The organism is Mycobacterium sp. 1165196.3, from assembly GCF_001673415.1.
GTDB classification, from domain to species: Bacteria; Actinomycetota; Actinomycetes; order Mycobacteriales; family Mycobacteriaceae; genus Mycobacterium; species Mycobacterium europaeum_A.
This window is the reverse complement of the sequence record NZ_LZLU01000192.1, coordinates 1-24,951: the sequence shown is the minus strand read 5'-3', so window position 1 is coordinate 24,951 and position 24,951 is coordinate 1. Positions and strand designations below refer to the sequence as shown.

Below are 24,951 nucleotides of genomic sequence, written 5' to 3'. Positions count from 1 at the left end.
GGACTCGCCGAACAGCGTGACCCGCCGCGGATCACCGCCGAAGGCGGCGATGTTGTCGCGCACCCATTCCAGCGCCGCCAGCGCGTCGCGCAGCCCGACGTTCGACTCGAAATGGCGCCCACCGGAATCGAACGACGACAGGTCGAGAAAGCCGAGCACCCCGACCCGGTAGTTCACGGTCACCACGACGACGTCGCCGTGGCTGACCAGCCTGCGGCCGTCATACAGCGTCTGGCTGCTCGACCCCAGGACGTAGGCGCCGCCGTGCAGCCAGACCATCACCGGTTTGGCGTCACCTGGCTGGGTGTCAGACGATGCCCAGACGTTGAGCCGCAAGCAGTCCTCGCCCTGCGGGGCGCCCAGATCCAGTGGCATGTTGGGAAATACCGGTTGCGGGCAGGCCGGCCCGAACACGGTGGCGTCCGCGACCTCGGTACTGCGCGCGGGCGGCTGCGGCGCGCGGAAACGCAAGTCGCCCACCGGCGCCGCCGCGTACCGAACGCCCTTCCACGCCTTGACGCCGTTTTCTTCGATGCCCCGGACCGGGCCGTAGCCGGTTTCGACCACCAGGTCGTCGTTAGCCATGCGCGTGCGAAATCTCCTGGACGAAGCTAGAAAAGGCGTTGTGTGAGGAACTCGACCACCCGCTTACGGGCCTCGTAGGCGGGGTGGCCGTCGAGCTCGCGGACTTCGTCGGTGAGCACCGAGTGCGCCATCTTGCCGAAGCCGTGCTGATTGGTGGGGCCCGAATTGATGTCGATCACCTCGAAGGCGTCGCCGAGGCGCTGCTTGAGCGTCGCGAACCGCTCGGCGGGCGCCATCTTGTCCTCGCTGAACCGCAATCCCATGGCGCACAGGCCGTCGTTGGCGCACCGGTCGGCCACGGTGGCCAGCTCGGATTCGCTCGCGCCGGGGTCGCGGCGCCGCGCCGCTCCGAGCGGGAACGGGACCGACGGCTGCGACAGCACCGGCGCCAGCACGCTGTCGTCGACCGCGGCGGCCAGCGCGAAGCCGCCGGTGAAGCACTGGCCGATCACCCCGACGCCCTTGCCCGGCGCCGATGCGTTGAGGTCACGGGCCAGCGCACGCAGGAACGATGCCACCGGTCGCTGCTTGTTCAGCGCGAGTGCCGCGAATTCCCTTGCCACACAAGCACGTCCGATGGCGCCAAGGAGGTAACCTGGCGTTTTGGCCTTGCCCGGCTGGCCGAACAACGACGGCATCGCGACGGTGAACCCGTTGTCCACCAGGTGATTACCCAGGGCGAGCACGCCGGGATGGATCCCGGGGATTTCCGGAATCAACACCACTCCGGGGCCGGTGCCCTTGCGATAGACGTCATGGGTGTATCCGCCGGCGCTAAACGGTGCCGCCGACCATCCGGACAGATCAGCCTCTGGTGCAGTCACGTTGATGCGATCCCTCTGCTTGCGCTGGCGGATTAGCGGCTTGGCAAAGGCGGTTGCGATTGCGTCGCCGACGCCAGCGTACGGAACTGATCGGTGTTTCCGGCGCCGGTTATCGCAATTTGGGTGGCGCCGCCCGGGCCGCTGAGCCGGGTCGTCCATATCGGCTCGGCGTCTGCGCCGTTCTGACCGGTGCCCTGATAGACCACCCAACCGGTGCCGCCGACGTCCACGGTCCCCGTCGGGTAGGCCGACTGGTGAATCGAATTGACCAGCTTGTCCTCGTCGGCATTGCTCTGGGTCAGGCTCAGGTATAGCCCGGTCGGGGTGATATACCCGACCTCCGAAACGGGCGCGTTCAGCCGTTGACCGCTCGCGGGGTCGGTCCGGCCGCCCGGGATGCCGCCGCGGTGGCCGGAGTTGGCCTGCCAGCCGGTGGGCAGCTGCGGCTGGCGGATGGGAAAGCCGAGCGCGGAGGCGTCCGCGCGCAGGGCCGCACCGGCGTCGTACGACGGGACGGGGCCCTGGTGGTGGCCGAACTGGACCGAGCACATACCGAGCATGCCGGCCAGCACGATGCACCCGATGACCAGCGGTATCAGGGACCAGAACATGTCCCGGCCGTCCTGCAACAGCCGGGGTTTGGCCGGCCTGGGCGCGGGGCCCGCTGGCGGAGACGGCGCGCCGGAGGCGCTCCCATCACGCTGGGAATTCAGCGGCGGCTCCTCCGTCATCCCCCAAGTATCCCAGTTCCAGCGGACCGATCCGCTTCTGGGACAATCGGCAACCATGACAGTTGAGGGCGACCACTCGACCGCCGCCGCCGGCGGGGCCCCCGCGCAGGGCAGACCGCGCGGTGAGGCCCCAGACCGCAACCTGGCTCTGGAACTGGTACGCGTCACCGAGGCCGGGGCCATGGCCGCAGGTCGCTGGGTCGGCCGCGGCGACAAAGAGGGCGGTGACGGGGCGGCCGTCGACGCGATGCGTGAGCTGGTCAACACCGTGTCGATGCGCGGCGTCGTCGTCATCGGCGAGGGCGAAAAGGACCACGCGCCGATGCTCTACAACGGCGAGGAGGTCGGCAACGGCGACGGCGCGGAGTGCGACTTCGCCGTCGACCCGATCGACGGCACCACCCTGATGAGTAAGGGCATGCCCAACGCCATCTCCGTGTTGGCGGTGGCCGACCGCGGCGCGATGTTCGACCCGTCGGCGGTGTTCTACATGAACAAGATCGCCGTCGGGCCCGAGGCCGCGCACGTGCTCGACATCACCGCGCCGATCGCCGAGAACATCAAGGCCGTCGCCAAGGTCAAGGCGTTGTCGGTGCGCGACATGACCGTGTGCATCCTGGACCGGCCGCGGCACGCCCAGCTGATCCACGAGGTCCGTGCGACCGGAGCCCGCATCCGGCTGATCACCGACGGTGACGTGGCCGGCGCGATCTCGGCCTGCCGGCCCCATTCGGGCACCGACATGCTGGCCGGGATCGGCGGCACGCCGGAAGGCATCATCGCCGCCGCCGCCATCCGGTGCATGGGCGGCGCGATCCAGGCGCAGCTGGCTCCCACCGACGACGAGGAACGCCAGAAGGCCATCGACGCCGGCTACGACCTCGACCAGGTGCTGACGACCGAGGACCTGGTGTCCGGTGAGAACGTCTTCTTCTGCGCCACCGGGGTCACCAGCGGTGACCTGCTCAAGGGCGTCCAGTACTACCCCGGCGGGTGCACCACCCAGTCGATCGTCATGCGGTCGAAGTCGGGCACCGTCCGGATGATCGAGGCCTACCACCGGCTTTCGAAGCTCAACGAGTACTCCGCCATCGACTTCACCGGCGATAGCTCCGCCGCCTATCCCCTGCCCTGACCGCCGATCGAACAACGAGGAAGACCTATCTATGGCCTTGAACGACTCTGATGACACCGAGTACCGCATCGAGCACGACACCATGGGCGAGGTCCGCGTACCCGCAAAAGCGTTGTGGCGTGCGCAAACTCAGCGCGCCGTCGAGAACTTTCCGATCTCGGGCCGCGGCCTGGAGCGCACCCAGATCCGCGCGCTGGGCTTGCTGAAGGGCGCGTGCGCGCAGGTCAACAAGGACCTGGGGCTGCTGGCGCCGGAGAAGGCCGACGCGATCATCGCCGCGGCCGGCGAAATCGCCGACGGGCAGCACGACGACCAGTTCCCCATCGACGTGTTCCAGACCGGTTCGGGCACCAGCTCCAACATGAACACCAACGAGGTGATCGCCAGCATCGCCGCCGCCAACGGTGTGACGGTGCACCCCAACGACGACGTCAACATGTCGCAGTCGTCGAACGACACATTCCCCACCGCCACCCACATCGCGGCCACCGAAGCCGCTGTGCGCCATCTGATTCCGGCGCTCGAGGTGCTGCATGACGCGCTGGCCGGCAAGGCCCGCGAGTGGCACACCGTGGTCAAGTCCGGCCGCACCCACCTGATGGACGCCGTCCCGGTGACGCTCGGCCAGGAATTCAGCGGCTACGCCCGCCAGATCGAGGCGGGCATCGAGCGGGTGCACGCGACGCTGCCCCGGCTCGGTGAGCTGGCCATCGGCGGCACCGCGGTCGGTACCGGCCTGAACGCCCCCGACGGCTTCGGCGCCAAGGTGGTCGAGACGCTGGTCGCCTCCACCGGCCTGAGCGAATTGCGCACGGCCGCCAACTCGTTCGAGGCCCAGGCGGCGCGTGACGGGCTGGTCGAGGCGTCCGGCGCGCTGCGCACCATCGCGGTGTCACTGACCAAAATCGCCAACGACGTCCGCTGGATGGGGTCGGGCCCGCTGACCGGCCTGGCCGAGATTGCGCTGCCCGACCTGCAGCCGGGCAGTTCGATCATGCCGGGCAAGGTCAATCCCGTTCTGCCGGAAGCGGTTACCCAGGTTGCCGCGCAGGTGATCGGGAACGACGCCGCGGTGGCCGTCGGCGGCTTGTCCGGTGCCTTCGAGCTCAACGTCTATATCCCGATGATGGCCCGCAACATCCTGGAGTCCTTCAAGCTGCTGACCAACGTGTCGAAGCTGTTCGCCGAGCGTTGCATCGTCGGCCTGGCGGCCAACGTGGAGCACCTGCGCGAGCTGGCCGAGTCGTCGCCGTCGATCGTGACGCCGCTGAACTCGGCGATCGGATACGAGGAGGCCGCCGCGGTGGCCAAGCAGGCACTCAAGGAGCGCAAGACGATTCGCCAGACGGTGATCGATCGGGGCCTGATCGGCGAGAAGCTGTCCGAAGAAGAACTCGACCGGCGGCTCGACGTGCTGGCGATGGCCAAGGTCAAGCCCGAAGACTGAACCACCCCGTCATCCGATGACGGCGGTGGTCGACGAGAGTAAGGGTGGTTTTCCATGACGGCTCCTCCCGGTGGTCCCTACGGCCAGGGGCCCTACGGAAGCAATCCATATGGGCAGGACCCGAATTGGGGCGCGCAGCCGCCGGCGGGCGGTCCCGGGCCCTACCCGCAGGGTGGTCCCGGCCCTTACCCGCAGGGCGGCCCCGGGCCCTATCCGCAGGGCGGTCCCTACGCCTACCCGCCGGGCGGCCCGTACCCGTATGCGCCGCCGGGCGGCCCCGCCTACCCGAACCAGCCGTATCCCCAACCCGGACAGCAGTTTCCGCCGGGAGGCCCGGGCGGCCCGTACCCCCCGGGGCCACCGCCGGGTGGGTCCGGCTCCAAGCTGCCGTGGTTGATCGTCGCCGGTCTGGTCGTACTCGCGGTGATCGCGCTAGTGGCGACGCTGTTGGTGATGCGGGGCGGTCACGACAACAAGCCGGCCGCCGCGCCCTCGACCACGAGCACGTCGGCCTCCCCGCCCAAGAACTCCGCGCAGAACGCGACGGATTGCACCCCGAACGTGTCGGGCGGCGAGATGCCCCGCACCGACTCGATCGCCGCCGGCAAGCTGTCCTTCCCGGCCAGCGCGGCGCCGGGCGGGTGGACGGTGTTCTCCGACGACCAGGGCCCGAACCTGATCGGCGGGCTGGGTGTCGCCCAGGACGTCCCCGGGGCCAATCAGTGGATGATGACGGCCGAGGTCGGCGTCACCAATTTCGTTGCCAGCATGGACCTTACGGCTCAGGCCACGAAGTTGATGCAATGCATCGTCGCCGGCCCCGGCTACGCCAACGCCCAGCCCACGCTCGGGCCGACGAAGTCGTCGTCGATCACCGTGGACGGCACCAAGGCGGTCCGCGTCGACGCCGACGTCACGATCGCCGACCCCAGCCGTAACGTGAAGGGCGACTCCGTCACCATCATCGCCGTCGACACCAAGCCGGTGACCGTCTTCATCGGCAGCACCCCCATCGGTGACGCGGCTTCGGCGGGCCTCATCGGGAAGATCATTGCCGCGCTAAAGGTCTCGAAGTCCTGACGCGGGTCAGCTAGTCGGCAGGGCCCGTCGGCGCCGAGACGTGGGTGGCCTCGGACCGCCCGCGCAGGACCGTCGAATAGCACTCGGCCCACTGCGCGCGCTCGGCCTCCCCCGCGGCAGCGACGGCACCCGCCGAACACAGGATGCGCCGGTCGGAGGTTTTGGCGAGGTCCGCCAATCGCGCGGCCTCGTTGACGGCGTCGCCGATCACGGTGTACTCGTACCGGTTCTCGGCGCCGATGTTGCCGGCGAACACCCGCCCCGCGGAGACGCCGATGCCGAAATCGACCGGCAGCCGCCGCAGTTGAGACCCCAGCGCACGCGCGGTCGCCAACGCCGACGATGCCGGTTCGTTCGTCGGCAACGGCACGCCGAAGACGGCCAGCACGGCGTCGCCGGCGAACTTGTTGACCAGGCCGTGGTGTTCGTCGACGGCGTGCACCACGATCCGGAAGAAGTCGTTGAGCACCTCGGCGACCTCCTGCGGGGGGCGGCTTTCGGCGAGCTGGGTGGAACCCACCAGGTCAATGAAGAGCACCGCCGCTTCGACCACGTCGCCCGACAGGGAAGCCCCCTCGTTGAGGGCGCGCTGCGCGACGTCGGCCCCGACATGGCGTCCGAACAGGTCACGCAGCCGGTCCCGCTCGGCGAGACCGGCCACCATCCGGTTGAATCCGGTTTGCAGACGGCCGATTTGGGAACGTTCGTAGGCGCCGACGTAGGTTTCCATGCGGCCGTGCTCGACCTCGGCCATCGCGTCGACCACCTCGCCGACCGGATCCGAGATGGACCGCGAGGTCAAGATCATCGTCGGCAGCCCCAGCACCAGCGCCGCCAACGACACCACCAGAATCGGCACGTCCAACGAGGCGGACTTCTCGATCAGCCATCCGTACGACCGCAAGACGACCAGCGTCGCGATCACGGCAATGGGGAACGCGCTGCACAGGAACCACAGCAGAACCAGCCGGGCGTACACGCTCGGCACCGCCAACCGCGGCTCGGCGCCAAGCGTGGCGGCGCGCATGATGGGCCGCAGGGTGCGCTGCGCGAGCAGCATCCCGGTGCCGGCGGCCGCCGACCCGCCGAGCAGCACGCCGAGCCCGATGGGCAGCAGAAGCCGCGGCCCGCCACCGAGATTCAGCAGGATGAAGATGCCGCCGGTCAACGCCCAGGACGTCACCAGGATCGCCGACTGACGGCCGGCCAGCTTCATCACGGCTTCGCGTTGTTGCGGAGTGGGTTCGGCGCCCGCGACAAACCAGCGCACGGTGGGAGCCAGGCTCACGGCGCCGGCCGCCGCGACACTGACGATGCCCAGCACGATGAGCAGGATCACCGGCGCAGTGTTCTGCCGCGCGAAGTCCGCGTTGGCGCCCACGGAAGTGTGGCCCCGCAACGGAATCAGGATGGCGGCCGCTTCGACGACGGCCAACGCGTAGGACAGGCTGAGATCGAACCCGTACTGAAACAGCCATCGCCTAAAGGACTTTCGCCCTCCGGCGGCCGGCCGCTGCGCCGTACCGCGCCATCGTCGCGGAAGCCGATCCCGAAGCCAGCCCACGGTGATCACCCTACAAACGTAGTCGCGGGAGACCCGAAATGTGTGCTAGGCACCGTTGTTCGGCCCGCCGGAGTTCTGCCCAGGGATGTCGGTGATCGGGAAGTTGGGCATCGGTTTGGGCGAGGGCGTGTTGGGCAGCGCGGGGATGTCGGCGGGCGGGATGTCGTGCAGACCGTTGACCGGTGGACCGTTTTCGCGGCTGCCGTAACTGCTGCCGGGCGCTCGCGGTCCCAGCAGGTCGCTGACCGTCACCATTCGGTACCCGTTGGCCCTGAGCACCGGGATGAACTGATACACCAGATCGACGGTGCTGGAATAGGTGCTGTGCAGCAACACCACCGAGCCCGGCTTGATGTAGGTCATCAGCATGTAGCGGGTCGCGGCCGTATTCGAGTCGTTCGCCCAGTCGAAAGGGATGACATCCCAAAGGATTTCGGCCAGCCCGTGTTGGCCGGCGGTCTGACGCACCACGGGGTCGGACAGCCCGCCGGCGGGGCGATACAGGTTTGGGGTGCGCCCGGTCGCGGCGGTGATCGCGTCGTTGGCCTTGGTGAACTGGGCGGCGATGTCCTCGCGCGGGATCGTGGTCATGTTGGGGTGTTCCCAGGTGTGGCTGCCGATCTCCATCCCGGCGTCGGCGATGCGCTTGGCGCCGGCCGGGTTGGCGGCCACCTTGTTGCCGATCAGAAAGAACGTCGCCTTGGCGTCGTTGTCCTTGAGGATCTGCAGCAGCCGCTCGTCGAACGGCCCCGGCCCGTCGTCGAAGGTCAGGGCGACGCATTTGACGACCGAGCAGCTGAGGTCGTCGGCGCGGGTCACGTGACCCGTGAGCCCCCCGATCACCAGCACCGCGACCGCGGCCGCCACGCCGACCACCGTGCGCCAGTAGCGCCAGGCCTGGGTGTCGGGTCGTTTCGCCACCGTGGAAGTTTATCGAAGGCAGGCCTGCCCCGGATCGAGCGCGCTGGTCAGGCGCTCACTGCGGGCCCGCGATCTCCTCGAGCATCTCGGTGACCAGGGCGGCGATCGGCGATCGCTCACTGCGCAACAACGTGATGTGGGCGAACAGCGGATGGCCCTTGAGCTTCTCGATCACCGCGGCGACCCCGTCATGGCGGCCCACCCGCAGGTTGTCGCGCTGGGCGATGTCGTGGGTGAGCACCACCCGCGATCCGGTGCCCAGCCGCGACAGCACCGTCAGCAGGACGTTGCGCTCCAGCGATTGGGCCTCGTCGACGATGACGAAGGAGTCATGCAGCGAGCGGCCGCGGATGTGGGTCAGCGGCAGCACCTCGAGCATGCCGCGCGACAGCACCTCCTCGAGCACGGCCGGGCTGGCCAGCCCCTCGAGGGTGTCGAAGACGGCCTGCGCCCACGGGCCCATCTTCTCGCTCTCGCTGCCCGGCAGATAGCCCAGCTCCTGACCCCCGACGGCATACAGCGGCCGGAACACCACCACCTTGCGCTGGGTCCGGCGCTCGAGCACCGCCTCCAGACCGGCGCACAGCGCGAGCGCTGACTTGCCGGTGCCGGCCTTGCCGCCCAGCGACACGATGCCCACCGACTCGTCGAGCAGCAGGTCGAGCGCCACGCGCTGTTCGGCCGAGCGCCCGCGCAGTCCAAACACCTCCCGGTCGCCGCGAACCAGCTGGACGCGTTTGTCGGCGTTGACCCGGCCCAGTGCATGCGAGCTGCCGCCGAGCAGCCGAACGCCGGTGTGGCAGGGCAGGTCTCGCGCTTCGGCCAGATCGATCTCGCCGTCGGTGAACAGCGCGTCGATGTCCTCGGTGGCCGTCTCGATCTCGCGCATGCCCGACCAGCCGGAGGCCACCACGTCTTGGGCGTGGTACTCGTCGGCGGCCAGGCCCACCGCGGCGGCCTTGACCCGAAGCGGAATGTCCTTGCTGACCAACGTGACTCGCTTGCCCTCGGCGGCCAGGTTCGCGGCGCAGCTGAGGATCCGGGAATCGTTGCTGTCATTGCGGAAGCCGCTGGGCAGCACCGTCGGGTCGGTGTGGTTGAGCTCGACGTGCAGCGTACCGCCCTGTGTCCCAATGGGAATGGGCTGATCTAGGCGACCGTGTTCCAGCCGGAGGTCGTCGAACAGCCGCAACGCCTGGCGCGCGAACCAGCCCAGCTCGTGATGGTGGCGTTTGGCCTCCAGCTCGCTGATCACCACCAGCGGAACAACCACCTCGTGTTCGGCGAACCGGCTGCACGCCCAGGGGTCGGACAGCAGCACGGAAGTGTCGATCACGTAGGTCCGGATTTCGGTCACGTAGCGCTCCTCGAGCGGGATGAGCCCGCGCGGACCCGCACAGGCATGTCGACGGGAACCGCAGCACCAGGACCGGGGCCGGTCCTTCCGTTGTGGTGACGGGAGGTGCCGCCCTGGCAGCAGAGCTTGACGCTGACCATCGAGAACGACGCTACTCCCGTGGTCGTCCGCCCGCTGTGCAGGCGCGCCGACGTTGCGGAGCGCGACCACTCCCAGTGGGTGGTCGATGTGGTGAGGTGGGTGCGGGCCGGCCTAGCCGACGACGAATTGCCGCAGCTGGGGCTCGTCCGCGACTCCCCATGCGGCGATGCGGTCGGAGATCGCCTGGCGCAGCTGCTCCGGACCGAAAATGCCTGCCTCGTCGACGTTTCGCACCTTGTCCGCATATGCGTCGATGTCGGCGCCGGGCACCTGAAGGTCGGCCGCGCGGGCGGCGATCGCCGCGATGGTCTCGTCGCGGGTGTACTCGAGGCAGTGCGCGACGAGGTTGGAGAAGAACAGTTCGTGCCGGCGCTCGTCGCGGGCGATCCGGTCGACCAGGCCGGCCAGGATGGGCTCCTCGAGTTGCGCGGCCAGGTTCTCGCAGAACACGGCGTGGGTGCGTTCGACGAACGCCATGTGCACCAGGATCTCCACCTGCGAGTACGTGTCGGCGCGATAGCCCTTCATGACGTACTGGACGCGGGCCTCTTCGTTGGCGGTCGGGTCGACCTCGCGGGTCACCACCAGGTACTCGCGCAACGCGATGGCGTGCAGGTGCTCCTCGGCGGTCCACCGGCCCAGCCAGCGGCCCCAGTAGTCCTCGAGGATGAAGTGCTCGACCAGCTCGCGGTGGTGCGCGGCCAGGTTGTCCTTGAGCAGCAACATGATCTCGCAGGCGTCGGTCAACGGCCTCGGCAACGTCATCGACGACGGGTCCCAGTCGCGCCCACCGAGGAAGGCGAAGTTCTCGCCCCGTTCGAACGGCACGTAGTCGTGCGCGAACCAGAGTTCTTCGGTGGATAGGTGGCGGTCGATGTTCGCTTCGACGACCGGCTCAAGTTCCAGGGTCAGCGCGTTAGCGACAGGTCTTTCGGCCATGAGATAACTGTAACCCGCGTACACAGGTTCATGAAATCGGCCGGGTCGTGTCGCGCCAACTGGTGACTTAGGTCCTCAGGCCCGTCCCGCCGGGCACTCTAGAGCCCCTCCTACGGCGAAGCCTAGAGCGCGAGGCCCGGGTAGAGCGGGTTGGCGTCCAACAGTTCGGCCGCGGCCGCGCTGACCCGTTCGGCGGTGCCATCGGCCAGCGAGTACTTGGCCTTGGAGGTACCTTCCGGCTTCGTGTTGGCCAGAACATCGACGATCAGTTCGGCCACCCGGTCGAAGTCGGCCGGACCGAAGCCGCGGGTGGTCAGCGCCGGGCTGCCGAGCCGGATGCCACTGGTGTACCAGGCGCCGTTGGGGTCGGTGGGGATGGCGTTGCGGTTGGTGACGACGCCGGCGTCCAACAAGGCCGACTCGGCTTGACGTCCCGTAAGGCCGAACGATGTGACGTCGAGCAGCACGAGGTGGTTGTCGGTGCCCCCGGTGACCAAGTGGGCATCGCGCTTGAGGAAGCCGTCGGCCAGAGCCTGGGCGTTGTCTGCGATCCGCTGGGCATAGGCCTGGAACGCCGGCTGCCGCGCCTCGGCGAGCGCGACGGCCTTGGCCGCCATCACGTGCGACAGTGGCCCGCCGAGCACCATCGGGCAGCCCTTGTCGACAGCGTCGGCGTACTCGGGTTGGCACAGGATGAGGCCGCCGCGGGGACCGCGCAGCGACTTGTGCGTCGTCGTGGTCGTGACATGGGCGTGCGGCACCGGATCCTCGTCGCCGGTGAACACCTTGCCCGCCACCAGGCCGGCGAAATGCGCCATGTCCACCATCAGGGTGGCGCCGACCTCGTCGGCGATCTCACGCATCGTCGCGAAATTGATGCGGCGCGGGTAAGCGGAGTAGCCGGCCACGATGATCAGCGGCTTGAACTCGCGCGCGGCGGCCGCAACGGCGCCGTAGTCGACGAACCCGGTGTCGGGGTCGGTGCCGTAGCTGCGCTGGTGGAACATCTTGCCGGAGATGTTGGGCCGGAAGCCGTGGGTGAGGTGGCCGCCGGCATCCAGCGACATGCCCAACAGGCGCTGGTTGCCCAACTTGTTGCGCAGCTTCTCCCATTCCGCCTCGGACAAGTCGTTGACGTGCTTGACGCCGGCATCGGCCAGGCCCGGCGCCTCGATCCGGGTGGCCAAGATCGCCCAGTACGCAACGAGGTTGGCGTCGATGCCCGAGTGCGGCTGCACGTAGGCGTGCGGCGACCCGAACAGCTCACGAGCGTGCTCGGCGGCGACGCTTTCCACGGTGTCGACGTTCTGACAGCCCGCGTAGAAGCGGTGTCCGATGGTGCCCTCGGCGTACTTGTCCGACAGCCAGGTGCCCATGGTCAGCAACACCGCGGGCGATGCGTAGTTCTCGCTGGCGATCAGCTTGAGCGAAGCACGTTGGTCGTCGAGCTCTTTGCGCGTCGCCGCGGCGATGCGCGGTTCGACGGACTCGACCACCTGCAGTGCGGCGCGGTAGGCAGCGCTCGCGGTGTCGGCGTATTCGGCGCCCGGCGACGTGGTCGAGGTGGCGGTGCGGGTCAAGTCGGCTGACATGAGAACGAGACTAGTCGGCCGATTAACCCCACAGCGAGGGCGCTCGGCGCTATCCGGCGTCGAGTTTTCGCCAGCCCAGCCGTCGGGCTTTTCGGCGCTGCTGTAACACTTGCACTATGCCGCGGCTTAGCGAGCCGAGCCCTTATGTGGAGTTCGACCGAAAGCAATGGCGTGCGCTTCGTATGTCGACGCCGCTGGCCCTCACCGAGGAGGAGTTGGTCGGCCTGCGCGGTCTGGGTGAGCAGATCGACTTGCTCGAAGTCGAAGAGGTCTACCTGCCGCTGGCCCGGCTCATTCACCTGCAGGTCGCGGCGCGGCAGCGATTGTTCGCCGCCACCGCCGAATTCCTCGGCGAACCGCAGCAAAACCCCGACCGGCCGGTGCCGTTCATCATCGGGGTGGCCGGCAGCGTGGCGGTCGGCAAGTCCACGACCGCCCGTGTGCTGCAGGCGCTGTTGGCGCGCTGGGACCACCACCCGCGGGTGGACCTGGTTACCACCGACGGCTTCCTGTACCCGAATGCCGAGCTGGAGCGGCGAAACCTGATGCACCGCAAGGGATTTCCGGAAAGCTACAACCGGCGGGCGCTGATGCGGTTCGTGACCTCGGTCAAATCCGGTTCGGATTACGCCTGCGCGCCGGTGTATTCGCACCTGAAATACGACATCATCCCGGGGGCCAAGCACGTGGTCCGCCACCCGGACATCCTGATCCTCGAGGGTCTCAACGTGCTGCAAACCGGTCCGACGCTGATGGTGTCGGACCTGTTCGACTTCGGCGTGTACGTCGACGCCCGGATTGAAGACATCGAGCAGTGGTACGTCTCGCGGTTCCTGGCCATGCGCAGCACCGCGTTCGCCGATCCCGAATCGCACTTCCACCACTACTCGGCGCTCAACGACACCAAGGCGGTGGCCGCGGCCCGTGAGATCTGGCGATCCATCAACCGCCCCAACCTCGTCGAGAACATCCTGCCGACCCGGCCGCGCGCCACCCTGGTGCTGCGCAAGGACGCCGACCACTCCATCAACCGGCTGCGGCTGCGCAAGCTCTGACGGCGCGGCCGGCGCGGCCGGTCACGCCGCGAGGCGACGCAATCCCAGGTACTGCAGCCCGGCGAACGCCGCCGTGTAGGCGCCGGTGGCCAGTGTCAGCGCGACGCCGGTAGCGGTCAGCGGCAGCGCTTCCGCGGCCACGATCGAAGCCAGCGTGAATGCGACGTTGACCACCAACACGCTGACGCCGACGCGGCGCAGGTCCGGCAGCGCCCCGAGGCTGAACACCAGCAGTCCGGCCAGCACGAACAAGACGCCCACGCCGTACTCCTGGAAGGACGTCAGGCCCGTCAGCGACGAAAGCGGGTCGGCGAGGAACGCGATGGTCAGACCGAACAACCCTGTCAGGGTCGCGTCGGCGCGCACCGCGAACCGCAACAGCGAGTCGGTCGCGTCGTAGAGGGGCCTGGTCGGGATGCTGGATACGCCGGTAACAGAGCTCATGTGCTTACTCCTCGCGGTGGCGGGTGGGTCGAACAGCTTTGAGGGTGCCGCCAGTGCACTGCCATATCGACTCGTGGCACTGCCAACTCATGCCACGGATACAAAGACGAGGTGGTTCACCCGGCTATTCCCGTCGGCGGGTAAATATTTGACACGCGCCAGTCTGGCGGGCCCAGTGGCCCCACGGGTCACAGGAGCGCGGGTCCACGGCGCTGTGCCATCCGGTGGTCGCGCCCCAGGTGGGTCTAGTCGCTGGGAACCGGGATCCGTCCCCGAAGATCGGCGGCGATCAGCCGGGCCGCGGCGTTCTGCCAGTTGTGCAGCGAGCGCTGGGGCACCTCGGTGACGAACCAGTGCCAGGCCTGCCGCGCGATCGGATCCAGACCCGAGGCGGTGGCGTTCTGCGCATAGGCGCGCACCCCGACGACGTAGGGGAAATACAGGGAGTTGTAGTACCGCCACTCTTCGGTGGTGCCGAAGTCGCCACCGTCGCGCGGCTTGAGCCGCGAGATGCCCTCGGCCAGCACCGCCTTGAGTTCGTTGGCCCGCTCGATCGGCTGGTCGGGTGCGCCGCGGGCGGCCAGCCGCTCATCGATCACCGGCAACGCCGTCAGCGGGCTGGCGACCAGCTTGCTCAGGTCGCCGTAGTGGCCCAGCGCCCGGCGGGTGAGCCGCACGAAAGTGACGTCGTCGACGCCGGCGAGCGGGTGCTCCTGGCGCAGCGGCAGCGCCGCCCCGGTGTGCCGCAGTGCGGCCCGATCCGCCCGCAGCGCAGGCGATTTCGAGAACGCCAGCCGGTCGAGCACCCCGGCCAGCGGATCGGCGAGCACCTGCACGGTGATCGCGATCGCCAAGCTGGTGAACAGCAGCACCGTCAGCGCGGTGCGCGCGGCGGGGTCGTCGCGGGTCACCGCCAACCCGATCAGCGCCTGGCCGCCGAACAGCACCGCCACCGCGACCGAACCGGCGAACGACCGGAGCATGTCGGGGCGCAGCGCGTGGCCCTCGTCGAACGCGTCCCACAGCGCCACGGCGACCCCGAGCCCGAGGACGTCGCAGCTCGTCGAGGCCAGCGCGACCCAGCTGGGCACCAGTCCCAGCGGAATGATCAGGATCGCGTTGGCCAGCGCGAAAAACAGGGTCGCGGTGACGGCCAGTCCCACGGAGAGCCTCGGCCGGCGCGGGCGGCGCAACGCGACCGCCCCGGCGCCCAGGGTCGACACCGAGATCACCGCGAACATCACCCAGTGACCCGGGCGCAGTGGCCCGTCGACGCTGCCGGCCAGCACCGCCCCGAACAGGGTCAGCGCGGCGACGCCGACCACCAGCAACACCTCGCGGGTGCGCGAGCGCCAGCCGTCGCTGGGCCGGGACAGCTCGACGAGCACCGCGAACCACGCGACACCGGGGACGGCCGCCAGGTAGATCTCGACCCGGCTGAGCAGCTGGGCATGGGCGGGGCTGGCGGTCCGAACAGCATCCAGGCCCACCACGAGCGCGAACCCGCACAGTCCGATCGCCGCCAGTACCAGGACGGGCTTGCGCGGATCACGGGACAGCAGATACAGGCCCAGCCAGGCGCTCAGCGTGAACACCACCGCCGACAGCGCAGCCATGTCCTAAGTGTGGCACGCAGCCGGGCGGGCCCTTCAGAGCTTCGCGGTTACTTGCCGTGCCGGCGATCCCGCCGGCTGTAGTCGCGCAGCGCGCGCAAGAAATCGACGCGGCGGAACGCCGGCCAGTGCGTTTCGCAGAACCACATCTCCGAATAAGCGCTCTGCCACAGCAGAAATCCCGACAGGCGTTGCTCGCCCGAGGTGCGGATCACCAGGTCGGGATCGGGCTGTCCGGAGGTGTAGAGGTTCTCGGAGATGGCGTCGACGGTCACCGCGTCGACAAGTTCCTCGGCGGTGGCGCCGTTGGCAAGCTCCTTGTTCAGCAGCGCGCGCACCGCGCCGACGATTTCCTGCCGGCCGCCGTAGCCGACGGCGACGTTGACGTGAAAGGGCGCGACGCTGGGCGTGGACTCGACGGCGTCGCGCAATCGGCGGGCCGGCTCGTCGCCGAGCAGTTCCAGGTCCCCGACCGTGCGCACGCTCCAGCGGTTGGCCGGCGCGCAGATCTCCTCGACGACGTCGGTGATGATCTCGATCAGCCCGGCCAGCTCGTCGGGATCGCGCTGCAGGTTCTCGGTGGACAGCAGGTAGACGGTGGTCATTTCGACGCCGGCCTCCTGACACCAGCGCAGCATCTCGGCGATCTTGGAGGCGCCCATCCGGTAGCCGTAGCTGACGTCCTCGTATCCCGCGTCGCGGGCCCACCGGCGGTTGCCGTCGCACAGCACGGCGATGTGGCGCGGGAGCTGGGACTTCGAGGCGGCCAGGCCCTGCCTCAGCCGCAGCTCGTAGACGCGGTACAGCGGCTCTTTGAGGCGCGGCGGAATGATTTCCACGACCATTCACCCTACTGCCAGCGGTGATCTATTCACCGGTTCTCGTTTCGGCCCGGTCACCTGAGCAGCCGAGACGATGCTGTAACGATCCCTGACTACTCTGGTTCTTGAACAGCCCCTGGCGACTTCGGAATCCCGCGTTGCGAAGAACAAAACAGATGCGAAGACAAGACACAGGAGCCATGAGCAGTCAGACCAGCACCGTCCCCAACCCGGAGCCCGAAGGCGAGTCGATCGTTCCGGGCAACACCGTCGAACAGTTAGTCGAGGGTGCCGCCCAGTTCCTCGGCAAGCCCCGGATGCGCGGTTGGATCCACTTCGTCTCGGCGTGGCTGGCCATCATCACCGGCGCCACGCTGGTGTCGGTGTCGTGGGCCGTCGCCTCGCCGCGCGCCGGCCACTCGACGCTGGTCTACGCCGCGGCGACGGTGGCGATGTTCGCGGTCAGCGCCACCTATCACCGGGTGCAGTGGAAGTCCGCCGTCGCACGCAGCCGGATGAAGCGGCTCGACCATTCGATGATCTTCGTGTTCATCGCCGGCAGCTACACGCCGTTCGCGCGGCTTGTTATGCCCCAAAACACCGGGGTGCTGGTGCAGTGCATCGTGTGGGGCGGCGCGGCTGCCGGGATCGCGTTGAAGATGTGCTGGCCGACGGCGCCGCGCTGGGTCGGTGTGCCGCTGTATCTGCTGCTCGGGTGGGTGGCCGTCTGGTTCGCTCCCACGATCCTGCACCAGGCCGGCGTGGCCGCGATGGTGCTGTTGGCGGTGGGCGGGGTGTTCTACAGCGTCGGCGGCATCTTCTACGGCCTGCGCTGGCCGGACCCGTGGCCGCAAACGTTCGGCTATCACGAGTTCTTCCACGCCTTCACCGCGATCGCGGCGATTCTGCACTACATCGCCATGTGGTTCGCGGTCTTCTACACCGGCGACCACGCCTGGCTGGCGGGCGGCTGAGCCGGCATCGCTGCCCCGCTAGCCCTGGGAGACGTCGTCCTCCGGCGACCAGTAAGCCTTCATCGAGGCGATCTTGCCGCTGCCGTCGAAGACCATGACGTCGATCGGCTCGATCACCATCCGGTGCTCGCCCGCGGTCACGGTCAGCCGGAATTGGAAGGCCGCCTCGTTGCCGGCGACGCGCAGCGTCACCAGTTCGCATTCGCGCTGCAGGTCGTTGACCGCGGAGTAGAAGCCGTGGATCGCCTGGCGCCCGATGTGCACCTCGCCGCCGACAGGGTCCTCGACGGTGGCGTCGTCGGCGTACAGCTCGACCAGATCGTCGGCGCTGCCCTTGGCGACCAGTTCGATGTAACGGTTGACCGTGTTCCGGATCGCTTCGGTCCTGGCGGCAGTCGGCATGGGAGGCAGGGTAACCCGCGCTAGTGGTGATCGCCAGCACGGCGCAGCCGGGCGCCGCGGGTCACCACCATCGACTCAGTGGTGATCGCCAGCACGGCGCAGCCGGGCGCCGCGGGTCACCACCATCGACTCAGTGGTGATCGCCAGCACGGCGCGGCCGAGCGCCGGGCGCCGGGGGCACTCCCCAGCTCCGCGGGGACCCCGCCCGCTTGCGGGGGACGGGTCACCACCATCGGCTCAGTGGTCGGGGACACCCAGGGCGGCCGCCAGTTCGGGCGCGGTGGTGACCGGCAGGTCGCACACCTGGCCGCGGCACACATACGCGGCGTCGGCGCCTGCGACTCGGGGCCGGCCAGCCAGCAGCGGCGACGAATCCACCGGCCCGCCCACCACGATCGCCCCGCCGGGCGCCAGCCGACGGGCCTCGGCCAACAGAGCCGACGCCGACGGATCGCAGGCAACCGCGATCTGCAGTGGCCCGCGCACCGCGGCTTCCGCGACGGCCAGCCAGTGTCCGGCCGACCGCGGCGCGCGCTCCAGCAGCACCGAGTGCGCGCCGAGCGAGGCGGTGACCGCCCGCAGGTAGCGCTCGGTGCGGTCGCCGTCGACCAGGTGCGCCGCGGTCAGTAGCGCCTCGGTGATCGACGACGCCCCCGACGGGGTCGCCCCGTCCAGCGGGTCGGCCGGCCGCAGCACCAACTGCTCGGCATCGTCGGCGGTGTCGAACCAACGACCGGGCCGCTGGGGGTCGGCGAAATGGGCCAGCGCGGTGTCGAGCAGCTCGGCGGCCGCGGTCAGCCAGGTGTCCTCGGCGGTGAGCTGGTACAGCGCGAGCAGGCCGGTGGCCAGCATCGCGTGATCCTCGAGGATGGCGGCGCTGTCGCCGACCACCCCGCCCAGGCTGGCGCGTCGCAACCGGCCGTCGACGACGTGCAAATCCAACAGCGTTCGCGCGCAACGCATTGCCGCCTGCGCCAATTCGGGTTCGTCGAGCGCCACGCTGGCCTCGGCCAACGCGGTGATCGCCAGGCCGTTCCAGGAGGTGACGACTTTGTCGTCACGCCCGGGCTGGACCCGGGCGCGGCGGGCCGTCAGCAGCGCGGCACGCACGCGCTCCAGCCGTTGCGAGTCCTCGGGATCGGCGGGGGCCTGCAGCACCGAGGTGCCGTGCTCGAACGTTCCGCTCTCGGTGACCGCGAAAACCCTTGCCGCCCAAGGGCCGTCGTCAGGACCGAGCACCTCGTTGAGTTGCGCCGGTGTCCACACATAGGTCGAACCCTCGCGGCCGTCGGCGTCGGCGTCCAGCGACGAGGTGAACATCCCACCGTCGGCCAGCTCGACGAGCAGGAACCGGGCGGTCGCCGCGGTGACCCGGCGCGCCAGCGGGTCCCCGGTGCGCCGGGCCCAGTGCGCGTAGGCGCGCAGCAGCAGCGCGTTGTCGTACAGCATCTTCTCGAAATGCGGTACCACCCAGGCGTTGTCGACGCTGTAGCGAGCGAAGCCGCCGCCGAGCTGGTCGTAGATGCCGCCGCGGGCCATCGCGTTGCCGGTGTGGGTCACCGCCGTAAGCGCCTCCGGTGAGCCGGTGCGCTCGAAGTGGCGCAGCAGCGCCTCGAGCAACGCCGACGGCGGGAACTTGGGCGCACCGCCGAACCCGCCGTGCACCGCGTCGCGGTCCTCGAGCACCGTGGCGACGGCGTGGTCGCACAGCTGCGGCGCTATGGAAGGACCACCGCCCGGCAGACCGGACGAGAGCCGGCGCAACTCGCCGGCGATGCGGTCGGAGGCCTCCTCGACCTCGCCACGGCGCTCCCGCCAAGTGGTCGAGACGGCCGAAAGAAGTTGCAGGAAACCCTCTTTCGGGTAATAGGTGCCACAGAAGAAGGGTCGGCCATCCGGCGTCAGGAAGCACGTCATCGGCCAACCGCCGTGCCCGTTGAGCGCGACGGTGGCGTTCATGTACACCGCGTCGATGTCCGGGCGTTCCTCACGGTCGACCTTGATGCAGACGAACCCGGCGTTCATCGCGGCGGCCACGTCGTCGTCTTCGAACGATTCGTGGGCCATGACGTGGCACCAATGGCAGGCGGCATAGCCCACCGAGAGCAGGATCGGCACGTCGCGCTCGGCGGCGGCGGCCAGCGCCTCGGGGGTCCATTGCTGCCAGTGCACGGGGTTGTCGGCGTGCTGGCGCAGGTATGGACTGGTCGCCAGCCCAAGGGTATTCGTCGCTGCCGGGTCAGCCGGGCTCATCGCCGGGTCCCGAGGCGCGCGGCGGGCCGCCCCCGTCGTCCGGGGTGGTGGAGGGGTCGACCGTGTCGGTGCCCTCGTCGGCGGCCTGGTCGGGTTCCGGGTGCTTGGGATCGAACGATTCCGGCACCTTCTTCAGCTGCCGGTTCATCGACCGGATGAGAAACAGCGTGGCGATCACCAGCAATACGACGATGAGCAGCCCGACCGGGCTGGCCTTGCCGAAGTCGGGACCGGTGTGGTGTGGGGGCCCGTCGGCTTGCCAGCCGGCGGCGGTCACGACGAGAAAGAGGTGGTTCACGCGTCGCTCTCGATCCCGGCGAACAGGTCGTCCTCGGGCAGCGACACCGGGACCCGCGAGCGGGCCAACTCGAATTCCTCGGTGGGCCAAAGCCGTTGCTGCCAGGCGATCGGAGCGGCGAAGAAGTCGTGGTCGGGGTCGATCTGGGTGGTGTGCGCCCGCAGCGCGTCGTCGCGCTGGCTGAAGTACGCCGAGCATTCGACCCGCGTGGTCACCCGGGACTCGAACGGATCGTGCGCGGCGTCCCAGTGCTCGAGCCACTTCTTGAACGGCGGTTCCTGGCCGTGCTTGACGGCTTCGTCGTGCAGCAGCTGCATCCGGGCCCGCAGGAACCCGTGGTTGTAGTAGAGCTTGGACACCGACCACGGTTCGCCGGCGTCGGGGAAGCGCCGGTAGTCGCCGGCCGCCTCGTACGCGCCCACCGAAACCTGGTGGCAGCGAATGTGATCGGGGTGGGGGTAGCCGCCGGTCTCGTCGTAGGTGGTCATCACGTGCGGACGGAACTCGCGGACCACGCGGACCAGCGCCCCGATCGACTCCTCGAGCGGCACCAGCGCGAAACAGCCCTCGGGCAGCGGCGGCGGCGGGTCGCCCTGGGGCAATCCCGAGTCGACGAAACCCAGCCAGGTGTGCTCGACGCCGAGGATCTCGGCGGCCTTGGCCATCTCGTCACGGCGGATCTCGGCGATGTGTCCGTGCACCTCCGGCAGGTCCATCGCCGGGTTGAGAATGTCGCCGCGCTCACCGCCGGTCAACGTCACCACCAGGACGCGATGGCCTTCGTCGGCGTAGCGGGCCAGCGTGGCCGCGCCCTTGCTGGACTCGTCGTCGGGGTGGGCGTGCACCGCCATCAACCGCAATTCGCTCACGTGCTCCCTTTGTCACTTCTGGTGGTCGCCCGGTCTGACCCTATAATTCCAGTTCCTAGTTCGTTGCATGCTGTCGGCCGGTGCCGGGCAGCCCACCACCAGGCGAAATCAGCCATGACCGAAGCCCCGATTCCGCGTCCGGAGGCCCGCTATGGGCGCTCCCGGCTGTCGCGCGTCCCCCGGCGGTGGGTGATCGTCACGCTGGGCGCGCTGGTCGTGGTGGCCGGACTCGTCATTGCCGTCATCGGTTATCACCGGTTCGGCACCAGCGACGTCAAGGGGACGACGGCTGGCTATCGGGTGATCGACGACCAGACCGCGTCGATAACGATCAGCGTGACGCGATCGGACCCGTCCCGGCCGGTGGACTGCATCGTGCGGGTCCGGTCGAAGGACGGCAGCGAGACGGGCCGCCGGGAACTGCTGGTCCCGCCGTCGGATGCCGCCACCGTGCAGGTGACCACGACGGTGAAATCCTTCGAGCCGCCGGTGGTCGCCGACATCTATGGCTGCGGCACCGATGTGCCCGCCTACCTGCGCCCGGCGTGACCTCGCAGATCCACAGCGAACTGCGAATATGGGGTCATCAACTGTTTGCGCGGTGGTAACATGGGTGAATGCACGGTTCCGGTTGGGACCGTGTTGCTGCATTAGCGGACGTGAGCAAAACGGAGCGGCAGCACACGGGGAGGCACCCGCGCACACCGGGCGGCGGAGCTAACAGGACTCAACGCGGACTCGCGGAACAACATACGAGGAGCACGACGAGATGACGGACACTTCCGTGACCTGGCTGACCCAGGAGTCACACGACCGGCTCAAGGCCGAGCTCGACCAGTTGATCGCGAATCGTCCGATCATCGCCGCGGAGATCAACGACCGCCGCGAGGAGGGCGACCTGCGCGAGAACGGCGGCTACCACGCCGCCCGCGAGGAGCAGGGCCAGCAAGAGGCCCGCATCCGCCAGCTGCAGGACCTGCTCAACAACGCCAAGGTCGGCGAGGCGCCCAAGCAGTCCGGCGTCGCGCTGCCCGGTTCGGTGGTCAAGGTCTACTACAACGGCGACAAGTCCGACACCGAGACCTTCCTGATCGCCACCCGCCAGGAGGGCGTCAACGACGGCAAGCTCGAGGTCTACTCGCCCAACTCACCGCTGGGCGGCGCCCTGATCGACGCCAAGGAGGGCGAGACCCGCAGCTACGTGGTGCCCAACGGCAACACCGTCGAGGTCACGCTGGTCAGCGCGGAGCCTTACCACTCCTAGCCCCCCGCGTCAGGCGAGCGCCCGGCCAGCCGGGCGCGATCGCACGTGCGCCCGGCTAACAGGGCATTCGCGCTCGCGATCGCCGCTAGTGCAGGGCCTGCTCCAGATCGGCCAGCAGGTCGGCGATGTCTTCGATGCCGACCGACAGGCGCACCAGATCGTCGGGGACTTCCAATTGCGACCCGGCCGTTGACGCATGCGTCATGGCGCTGGGGTGCTCGATCAGCGACTCCACCCCGCCCAGGGACTCCGCCAGGATGAACACCCGGGTCTTGGCGCACAGGTCGCGGGCGGCGGCGCGGCCGCCGCGCATGCGGACCGAAACCATGCCGCCGAAGCCGCGCATCTGCCGCGCGGCAACCTGGTGGCCGGGGTGTGAGGGCAGGCCGGGATAGAGCACCGTGCCCACCGCGGGATGCCCGGCGAGGAATTCCGCAACGGCCGAAGCGTTTTCGCTGTGCCGCTGCATGCGCAGCACCAGGGTCTTCAGGCCGCGCATGGTCAGGTAGGCGTCGAACGGGCCGGGCACCGCGCCCGCACCGTTCTGCAGGAACGCGAACGCCTCGTCCAGCTCCTTGTCGTTGGTGACCAGCGCGCCGCCCACCACGTCGGAGTGTCCACCGATGTATTTGGTGGTCGAGTGCAGCACGATGTCGGCACCCAGCGTCAACGGCTGCTGCAGCGCGGGCGAGGCAAACGTGTTGTCCACCAACACCTTTGCCGAACTCTGCCGGCCCAGCTCGACCAGGGCGGCGATGTCGGCGATCGAAAGCAGCGGATTGGTCGGCGTTTCCGCCCAGATCAGTCGGGTTCGCGGCGTGATCGCGGCGGCGACGGCGTCCAGCTCATGCAGGGCGACCGGGGTGTACTCGACGTTCCACTGGGTGAAGACCTTGTCGATCAGCCGGAAGGTGCCGCCGTACGCGTCGTTCGGGATGACGACGTGGTCGCCGGGCCGCAGCACCGCGCGCAGGGCGCAGTCCGTGGCGGCCATGCCGGACCCGAAGGCCCGCCCGTAGGCGCCCTCTTCGACGGCGGCCAGCGCGGCTTCCAGCGCGGTCCGGGTCGGGTTGCCGGTGCGCGCGTATTCGAACCCGCCGCGCAGGGCGCCGACGCCGTCCTGGGCGAAGGTGCTGCTGGCGTAGATCGGGGCGTTCACCGCGCCGGTCGCCGGGTCCGGCCGATAGCCGGCGTGGATCGCTTTGGTGGCCAGTCCGGTGAACTCGTGGGGTGCGTCGTCGCTCATCGACGCTCAGCCTAGGTGACGGCCGGCCTCTCGGCGCCGTCGATCGGCAGGCACACCGTCGTCATGATCTTGTCCGCCAGCGTCTGGCGCTTCGAATCCCACAGCGGGAAAAGGAAACCGATGAAGCAGATGATCGCGTCGACGAAGTGCGCCAGCGCGCGCACCACCGACATCCCGAAGCCCAGCGGCTGACCGGTGACTTCGCTGACCACCTTGAACTTCAGCACCGACTTGCCGACGCTCGAGCCCGTGGCACCCTGCCGGTAGCCGTAGTTCCAGATCAAATAGAACAGCCCGATGATCGACGCCAGCCACTGCGCCACCATGCCGACGGTCGAGTTCTGGGTGGCGCAGTACTGGTTGACCGAGTACTGAGTGACGTCGGTGATGCAGGCGGTCTGCTGGGTGGCGACCAGGATCGCGGTGCCGATGCCGTGCACGACGACGTACGGGAGGATGTCGATGATGAAGGCCAGCGCGCGGGTCAGCCACGGCGTGTACTGCTCCGTCGGCATCCTGCGCGAGTACGGGGTGTCCCAGATGCCGGTCGTGGGGGCCGAGCCGCCGGTGATGGCGGGCGAGGTGGCCGGCAGCGTCTCCGAACGCGAACTGCTGTCCGCGGTCTTCGAGGGGCGGGCGAAACTGGCCGACGCGGTGTCGCTGCACATGAGCCCCCCGTTGCCGATGATCGGCGCCGGCGAACTGGTCAGCGCGGCCGGCAAGGCGCTGCGCGATTGGGACGCGTTGATGGTGGTCGAGGAGGGCAAACCGGTCGGGGTGATCACCCGGTATGACTTGCTGGGTTTCCTCTCCGACGGGCCGCGGGGGCTGTCCGGGCGCCGCTAGCCTTCGATGCCGCGCGTGGCCGTCGGCGCGCGCCGCGCGTCTCGCCCGGCCGCGAGCCGCTCGGGTACTGTTTCCGCTGTCCCAGCCAGGGGCCCAGCTGACCCGGAGTGGAAGGTTGCCCATGACAGATCAACCGCCCGGCGGCGCTTACCCGCCGCCTCCCTCGTCGCCCGGGTCTGCGGGTGGGCAGCAACCGCCATCGGGTGGGCAGGAGATTCCGCCTACGCCGCCTACGCCGCCGCCATCCGGCGGCGCGTCCTATCCGCCACCCCCGCCGCCGCCCGGCGGGTCCTACCCGCCGCCCCCGCCGTCGGCCGGCGGCTCGGCCCCCACGACCGGCATCTGGGACACCCCGTACTCGCGCAGGATGCCGATGGCGTCGCGCACCGTCTCGGACGGGTGGGTGTGCACCAGGTCGGGCAGGGCGCCGGATTTGCCCCGCAGCACGTCGCCGACCCTGGCCTCCTCGGTGGACCCGTCCAGGCGGCTGCGCAGGAAGCCGTACGACGACATCCACGCGTCGTTGAAGATCTTGGACATGTAGCCCCGC

General features: G+C 69.0%; 24 protein-coding genes and 3 pseudogenes. 9 read left to right on the top strand and 18 right to left on the bottom strand.

The features are described from left to right. The 3 genes from A5659_RS20070 to A5659_RS20060 form a co-directional block, all read right to left on the bottom strand. Positions 1-585 (bottom strand): carboxylesterase family protein (locus A5659_RS20070; protein WP_156749289.1); only part of this gene is annotated, 585 nt, incomplete at its 3' end. A 26-nt stretch (positions 586-611) separates the two neighbouring features. After that, on the bottom strand, positions 612-1,409 hold the full coding sequence (locus A5659_RS20065; protein WP_067183695.1) for a dienelactone hydrolase family protein: 798 nt from the start codon (positions 1,407-1,409) through the stop codon (positions 612-614). A gap of 32 nt (positions 1,410-1,441) precedes the next feature. Then, the gene (locus A5659_RS20060; RefSeq protein WP_067183692.1) at positions 1,442-2,140 is read right to left on the bottom strand and encodes a DUF4245 domain-containing protein; all 699 of its coding nucleotides are present in this window, start codon (positions 2,138-2,140) and stop codon (positions 1,442-1,444) included. 55 nt (positions 2,141-2,195) lie between these two features. Between A5659_RS20060 and glpX the strand changes: the two genes are divergently transcribed. The 3 genes from glpX to A5659_RS20045 are packed head-to-tail and all read left to right on the top strand — an operon-like array spanning position 2,196 to position 5,802. Beyond that, positions 2,196-3,275, top strand: coding sequence for a class II fructose-bisphosphatase (gene glpX / locus A5659_RS20055; RefSeq protein ID WP_156749287.1), 1,080 nt, complete (start codon positions 2,196-2,198; stop codon positions 3,273-3,275). Positions 3,276-3,306: 31 nt separating this feature from the next. Next, positions 3,307-4,722 (top strand): class II fumarate hydratase, encoded by a 1,416-nt coding sequence (locus A5659_RS20050; RefSeq protein ID WP_067183688.1) that lies wholly within the window; start codon positions 3,307-3,309, stop codon positions 4,720-4,722. A gap of 54 nt (positions 4,723-4,776) precedes the next feature. Next, positions 4,777-5,802: a hypothetical protein gene (locus A5659_RS20045; protein ID WP_066869142.1), complete on the top strand. Its 1,026-nt coding sequence runs from the start codon at positions 4,777-4,779 to the stop codon at positions 5,800-5,802. A gap of 10 nt (positions 5,803-5,812) precedes the next feature. Here A5659_RS20045 and A5659_RS20040 read toward each other — a convergent pair whose 3' ends face one another. The 5 genes from A5659_RS20040 to A5659_RS20020 all read right to left on the bottom strand — a co-directional run bounded on the left by A5659_RS20040 (position 5,813) and on the right by A5659_RS20020 (position 12,316). Beyond that, positions 5,813-7,276, bottom strand: a complete 1,464-nt coding sequence (locus tag A5659_RS20040) for an adenylate/guanylate cyclase domain-containing protein (protein WP_067183700.1) — start codon at positions 7,274-7,276, stop codon at positions 5,813-5,815. A gap of 135 nt (positions 7,277-7,411) precedes the next feature. Continuing rightward, positions 7,412-8,287: a polysaccharide deacetylase family protein gene (locus A5659_RS20035; RefSeq protein ID WP_067183685.1), complete on the bottom strand. Its 876-nt coding sequence runs from the start codon at positions 8,285-8,287 to the stop codon at positions 7,412-7,414. Between the two features lie 55 nt (positions 8,288-8,342). Continuing rightward, positions 8,343-9,644: a PhoH family protein gene (locus A5659_RS20030; RefSeq protein ID WP_066881567.1), complete on the bottom strand. Its 1,302-nt coding sequence runs from the start codon at positions 9,642-9,644 to the stop codon at positions 8,343-8,345. Between the two features lie 252 nt (positions 9,645-9,896). Next, positions 9,897-10,724, bottom strand: coding sequence for an acyl-ACP desaturase (locus A5659_RS20025; protein ID WP_066869172.1), 828 nt, complete (start codon positions 10,722-10,724; stop codon positions 9,897-9,899). A 122-nt stretch (positions 10,725-10,846) separates the two neighbouring features. Continuing rightward, a complete protein-coding gene (locus tag A5659_RS20020; RefSeq protein ID WP_066869151.1) occupies positions 10,847-12,316 on the bottom strand; it encodes a glycine hydroxymethyltransferase in 1,470 nt (489 codons plus the stop codon). Positions 12,317-12,432: 116 nt separating this feature from the next. On the opposite strand from A5659_RS20020, the gene coaA reads away from it, so the two are divergent. Beyond that, positions 12,433-13,371, top strand: coding sequence for a type I pantothenate kinase (gene coaA / locus A5659_RS20015; protein ID WP_067138084.1), 939 nt, complete (start codon positions 12,433-12,435; stop codon positions 13,369-13,371). A gap of 21 nt (positions 13,372-13,392) precedes the next feature. Here the strand turns inward: coaA and A5659_RS20010 are convergent, their stop codons facing one another. From A5659_RS20010 to A5659_RS20000, 3 genes are all read right to left on the bottom strand, one after another. Then, the gene (locus A5659_RS20010) at positions 13,393-13,815 is read right to left on the bottom strand and encodes a hypothetical protein (protein ID WP_066876959.1); all 423 of its coding nucleotides are present in this window, start codon (positions 13,813-13,815) and stop codon (positions 13,393-13,395) included. Positions 13,816-14,060: 245 nt separating this feature from the next. After that, the gene (locus A5659_RS20005) at positions 14,061-15,431 is read right to left on the bottom strand and encodes a hypothetical protein (RefSeq protein ID WP_066876961.1); all 1,371 of its coding nucleotides are present in this window, start codon (positions 15,429-15,431) and stop codon (positions 14,061-14,063) included. A gap of 47 nt (positions 15,432-15,478) precedes the next feature. Continuing rightward, positions 15,479-16,267 carry a (2Z,6E)-farnesyl diphosphate synthase gene (locus tag A5659_RS20000; protein ID WP_007776629.1) on the bottom strand — a complete coding sequence of 263 codons (789 nt, stop codon included), beginning with the start codon at positions 16,265-16,267 and terminating at the stop codon, positions 15,479-15,481. Positions 16,268-16,449: 182 nt separating this feature from the next. Here A5659_RS20000 and A5659_RS19995 point away from each other — a divergent pair, with 182 nt between their 5' ends. Further along, positions 16,450-17,223, top strand: a complete 774-nt coding sequence (locus tag A5659_RS19995; RefSeq protein ID WP_066876963.1) for a hemolysin III family protein — start codon at positions 16,450-16,452, stop codon at positions 17,221-17,223. 18 nt (positions 17,224-17,241) lie between these two features. Here the strand turns inward: A5659_RS19995 and A5659_RS19990 are convergent, their stop codons facing one another. The 4 genes from A5659_RS19990 to mca form a co-directional block, all read right to left on the bottom strand. Next, positions 17,242-17,625: a nuclear transport factor 2 family protein gene (locus tag A5659_RS19990; protein WP_067024680.1), complete on the bottom strand. Its 384-nt coding sequence runs from the start codon at positions 17,623-17,625 to the stop codon at positions 17,242-17,244. 237 nt (positions 17,626-17,862) lie between these two features. After that, a complete protein-coding gene (locus A5659_RS19985; protein ID WP_067183682.1) occupies positions 17,863-19,878 on the bottom strand; it encodes a thioredoxin domain-containing protein in 2,016 nt (671 codons plus the stop codon). Then, entirely contained in the window at positions 19,865-20,176 is a 312-nt protein-coding gene (locus tag A5659_RS19980) for a hypothetical protein (protein ID WP_067183678.1), read from the bottom strand. The genes A5659_RS19985 and A5659_RS19980 overlap by 14 nt, the downstream gene beginning before the upstream one ends. Next, on the bottom strand, positions 20,173-21,045 hold the full coding sequence (gene mca / locus A5659_RS19975; RefSeq protein WP_066862293.1) for a mycothiol conjugate amidase Mca: 873 nt from the start codon (positions 21,043-21,045) through the stop codon (positions 20,173-20,175). The genes A5659_RS19980 and mca overlap by 4 nt, the downstream gene beginning before the upstream one ends. Positions 21,046-21,159: 114 nt before the next feature. Between mca and A5659_RS19970 the strand changes: the two genes are divergently transcribed. Then, positions 21,160-21,594, top strand: a complete 435-nt coding sequence (locus A5659_RS19970) for a DUF4307 domain-containing protein (protein WP_066862296.1) — start codon at positions 21,160-21,162, stop codon at positions 21,592-21,594. A gap of 220 nt (positions 21,595-21,814) precedes the next feature. Next, positions 21,815-22,309: a transcription elongation factor GreA gene (gene greA / locus A5659_RS19965; protein WP_066862299.1), complete on the top strand. Its 495-nt coding sequence runs from the start codon at positions 21,815-21,817 to the stop codon at positions 22,307-22,309. Positions 22,310-22,394: 85 nt separating this feature from the next. On the opposite strand, the gene A5659_RS19960 is transcribed toward greA, so the two are convergent. After that, complete coding sequence (locus tag A5659_RS19960; protein WP_066876969.1) at positions 22,395-23,555, bottom strand: cystathionine gamma-synthase; 1,161 nt, start codon at positions 23,553-23,555, stop codon at positions 22,395-22,397. Positions 23,556-23,566: 11 nt separating this feature from the next. Continuing rightward, entirely contained in the window at positions 23,567-24,070 is a 504-nt protein-coding gene (locus A5659_RS19955) for an RDD family protein (RefSeq protein ID WP_082972037.1), read from the bottom strand. On the opposite strand from A5659_RS19955, the pseudogene A5659_RS27240 reads away from it, so the two are divergent. Next, positions 24,060-24,401 (top strand): annotated as a pseudogene (locus tag A5659_RS27240) (CBS domain-containing protein); the annotation flags it as partial. The gene A5659_RS19955 and the pseudogene A5659_RS27240 sit on opposite strands and share 11 nt — an antisense overlap. A 121-nt stretch (positions 24,402-24,522) precedes the next feature. Then, positions 24,523-24,732 (top strand): annotated as a pseudogene (locus A5659_RS27235) (RDD family protein); the annotation flags it as partial. Here the strand turns inward: A5659_RS27235 and A5659_RS19950 are convergent. Beyond that, positions 24,705-24,951: pseudogene (locus A5659_RS19950) on the bottom strand (CBS domain-containing protein); the annotation flags it as partial. The pseudogenes A5659_RS27235 and A5659_RS19950 sit on opposite strands and share 28 nt — an antisense overlap.

Coding starts and splice junctions, on each gene's coding strand:
- A5659_RS20060 (WP_067183692.1), bottom strand. CDS start 2,140: ATGACGGAGGAGCCGCCGCTGAATTCCCAGCGTGATGGGAGCGCCTCC.
- glpX (WP_156749287.1), top strand. CDS start 2,196: ATGACAGTTGAGGGCGACCACTCGACCGCCGCCGCCGGCGGGGCCCCC.
- A5659_RS20050 (WP_067183688.1), top strand. CDS start 3,307: ATGGCCTTGAACGACTCTGATGACACCGAGTACCGCATCGAGCACGAC.
- A5659_RS20045 (WP_066869142.1), top strand. CDS start 4,777: ATGACGGCTCCTCCCGGTGGTCCCTACGGCCAGGGGCCCTACGGAAGC.
- A5659_RS20025 (WP_066869172.1), bottom strand. CDS start 10,724: ATGGCCGAAAGACCTGTCGCTAACGCGCTGACCCTGGAACTTGAGCCG.
- A5659_RS20020 (WP_066869151.1), bottom strand. CDS start 12,316: ATGTCAGCCGACTTGACCCGCACCGCCACCTCGACCACGTCGCCGGGC.
- coaA (WP_067138084.1), top strand. CDS start 12,433: ATGCCGCGGCTTAGCGAGCCGAGCCCTTATGTGGAGTTCGACCGAAAG.
- A5659_RS20010 (WP_066876959.1), bottom strand. CDS start 13,815: ATGAGCTCTGTTACCGGCGTATCCAGCATCCCGACCAGGCCCCTCTAC.
- A5659_RS20005 (WP_066876961.1), bottom strand. CDS start 15,431: ATGGCTGCGCTGTCGGCGGTGGTGTTCACGCTGAGCGCCTGGCTGGGC.
- A5659_RS19995 (WP_066876963.1), top strand. CDS start 16,450: ATGAGCAGTCAGACCAGCACCGTCCCCAACCCGGAGCCCGAAGGCGAG.
- A5659_RS19990 (WP_067024680.1), bottom strand. CDS start 17,625: ATGCCGACTGCCGCCAGGACCGAAGCGATCCGGAACACGGTCAACCGT.
- A5659_RS19985 (WP_067183682.1), bottom strand. CDS start 19,878: ATGAGCCCGGCTGACCCGGCAGCGACGAATACCCTTGGGCTGGCGACC.
- A5659_RS19970 (WP_066862296.1), top strand. CDS start 21,160: ATGACCGAAGCCCCGATTCCGCGTCCGGAGGCCCGCTATGGGCGCTCC.
- greA (WP_066862299.1), top strand. CDS start 21,815: ATGACGGACACTTCCGTGACCTGGCTGACCCAGGAGTCACACGACCGG.
- A5659_RS19960 (WP_066876969.1), bottom strand. CDS start 23,555: ATGAGCGACGACGCACCCCACGAGTTCACCGGACTGGCCACCAAAGCG.
- A5659_RS19955 (WP_082972037.1), bottom strand. CDS start 24,070: ATGCCGACGGAGCAGTACACGCCGTGGCTGACCCGCGCGCTGGCCTTC.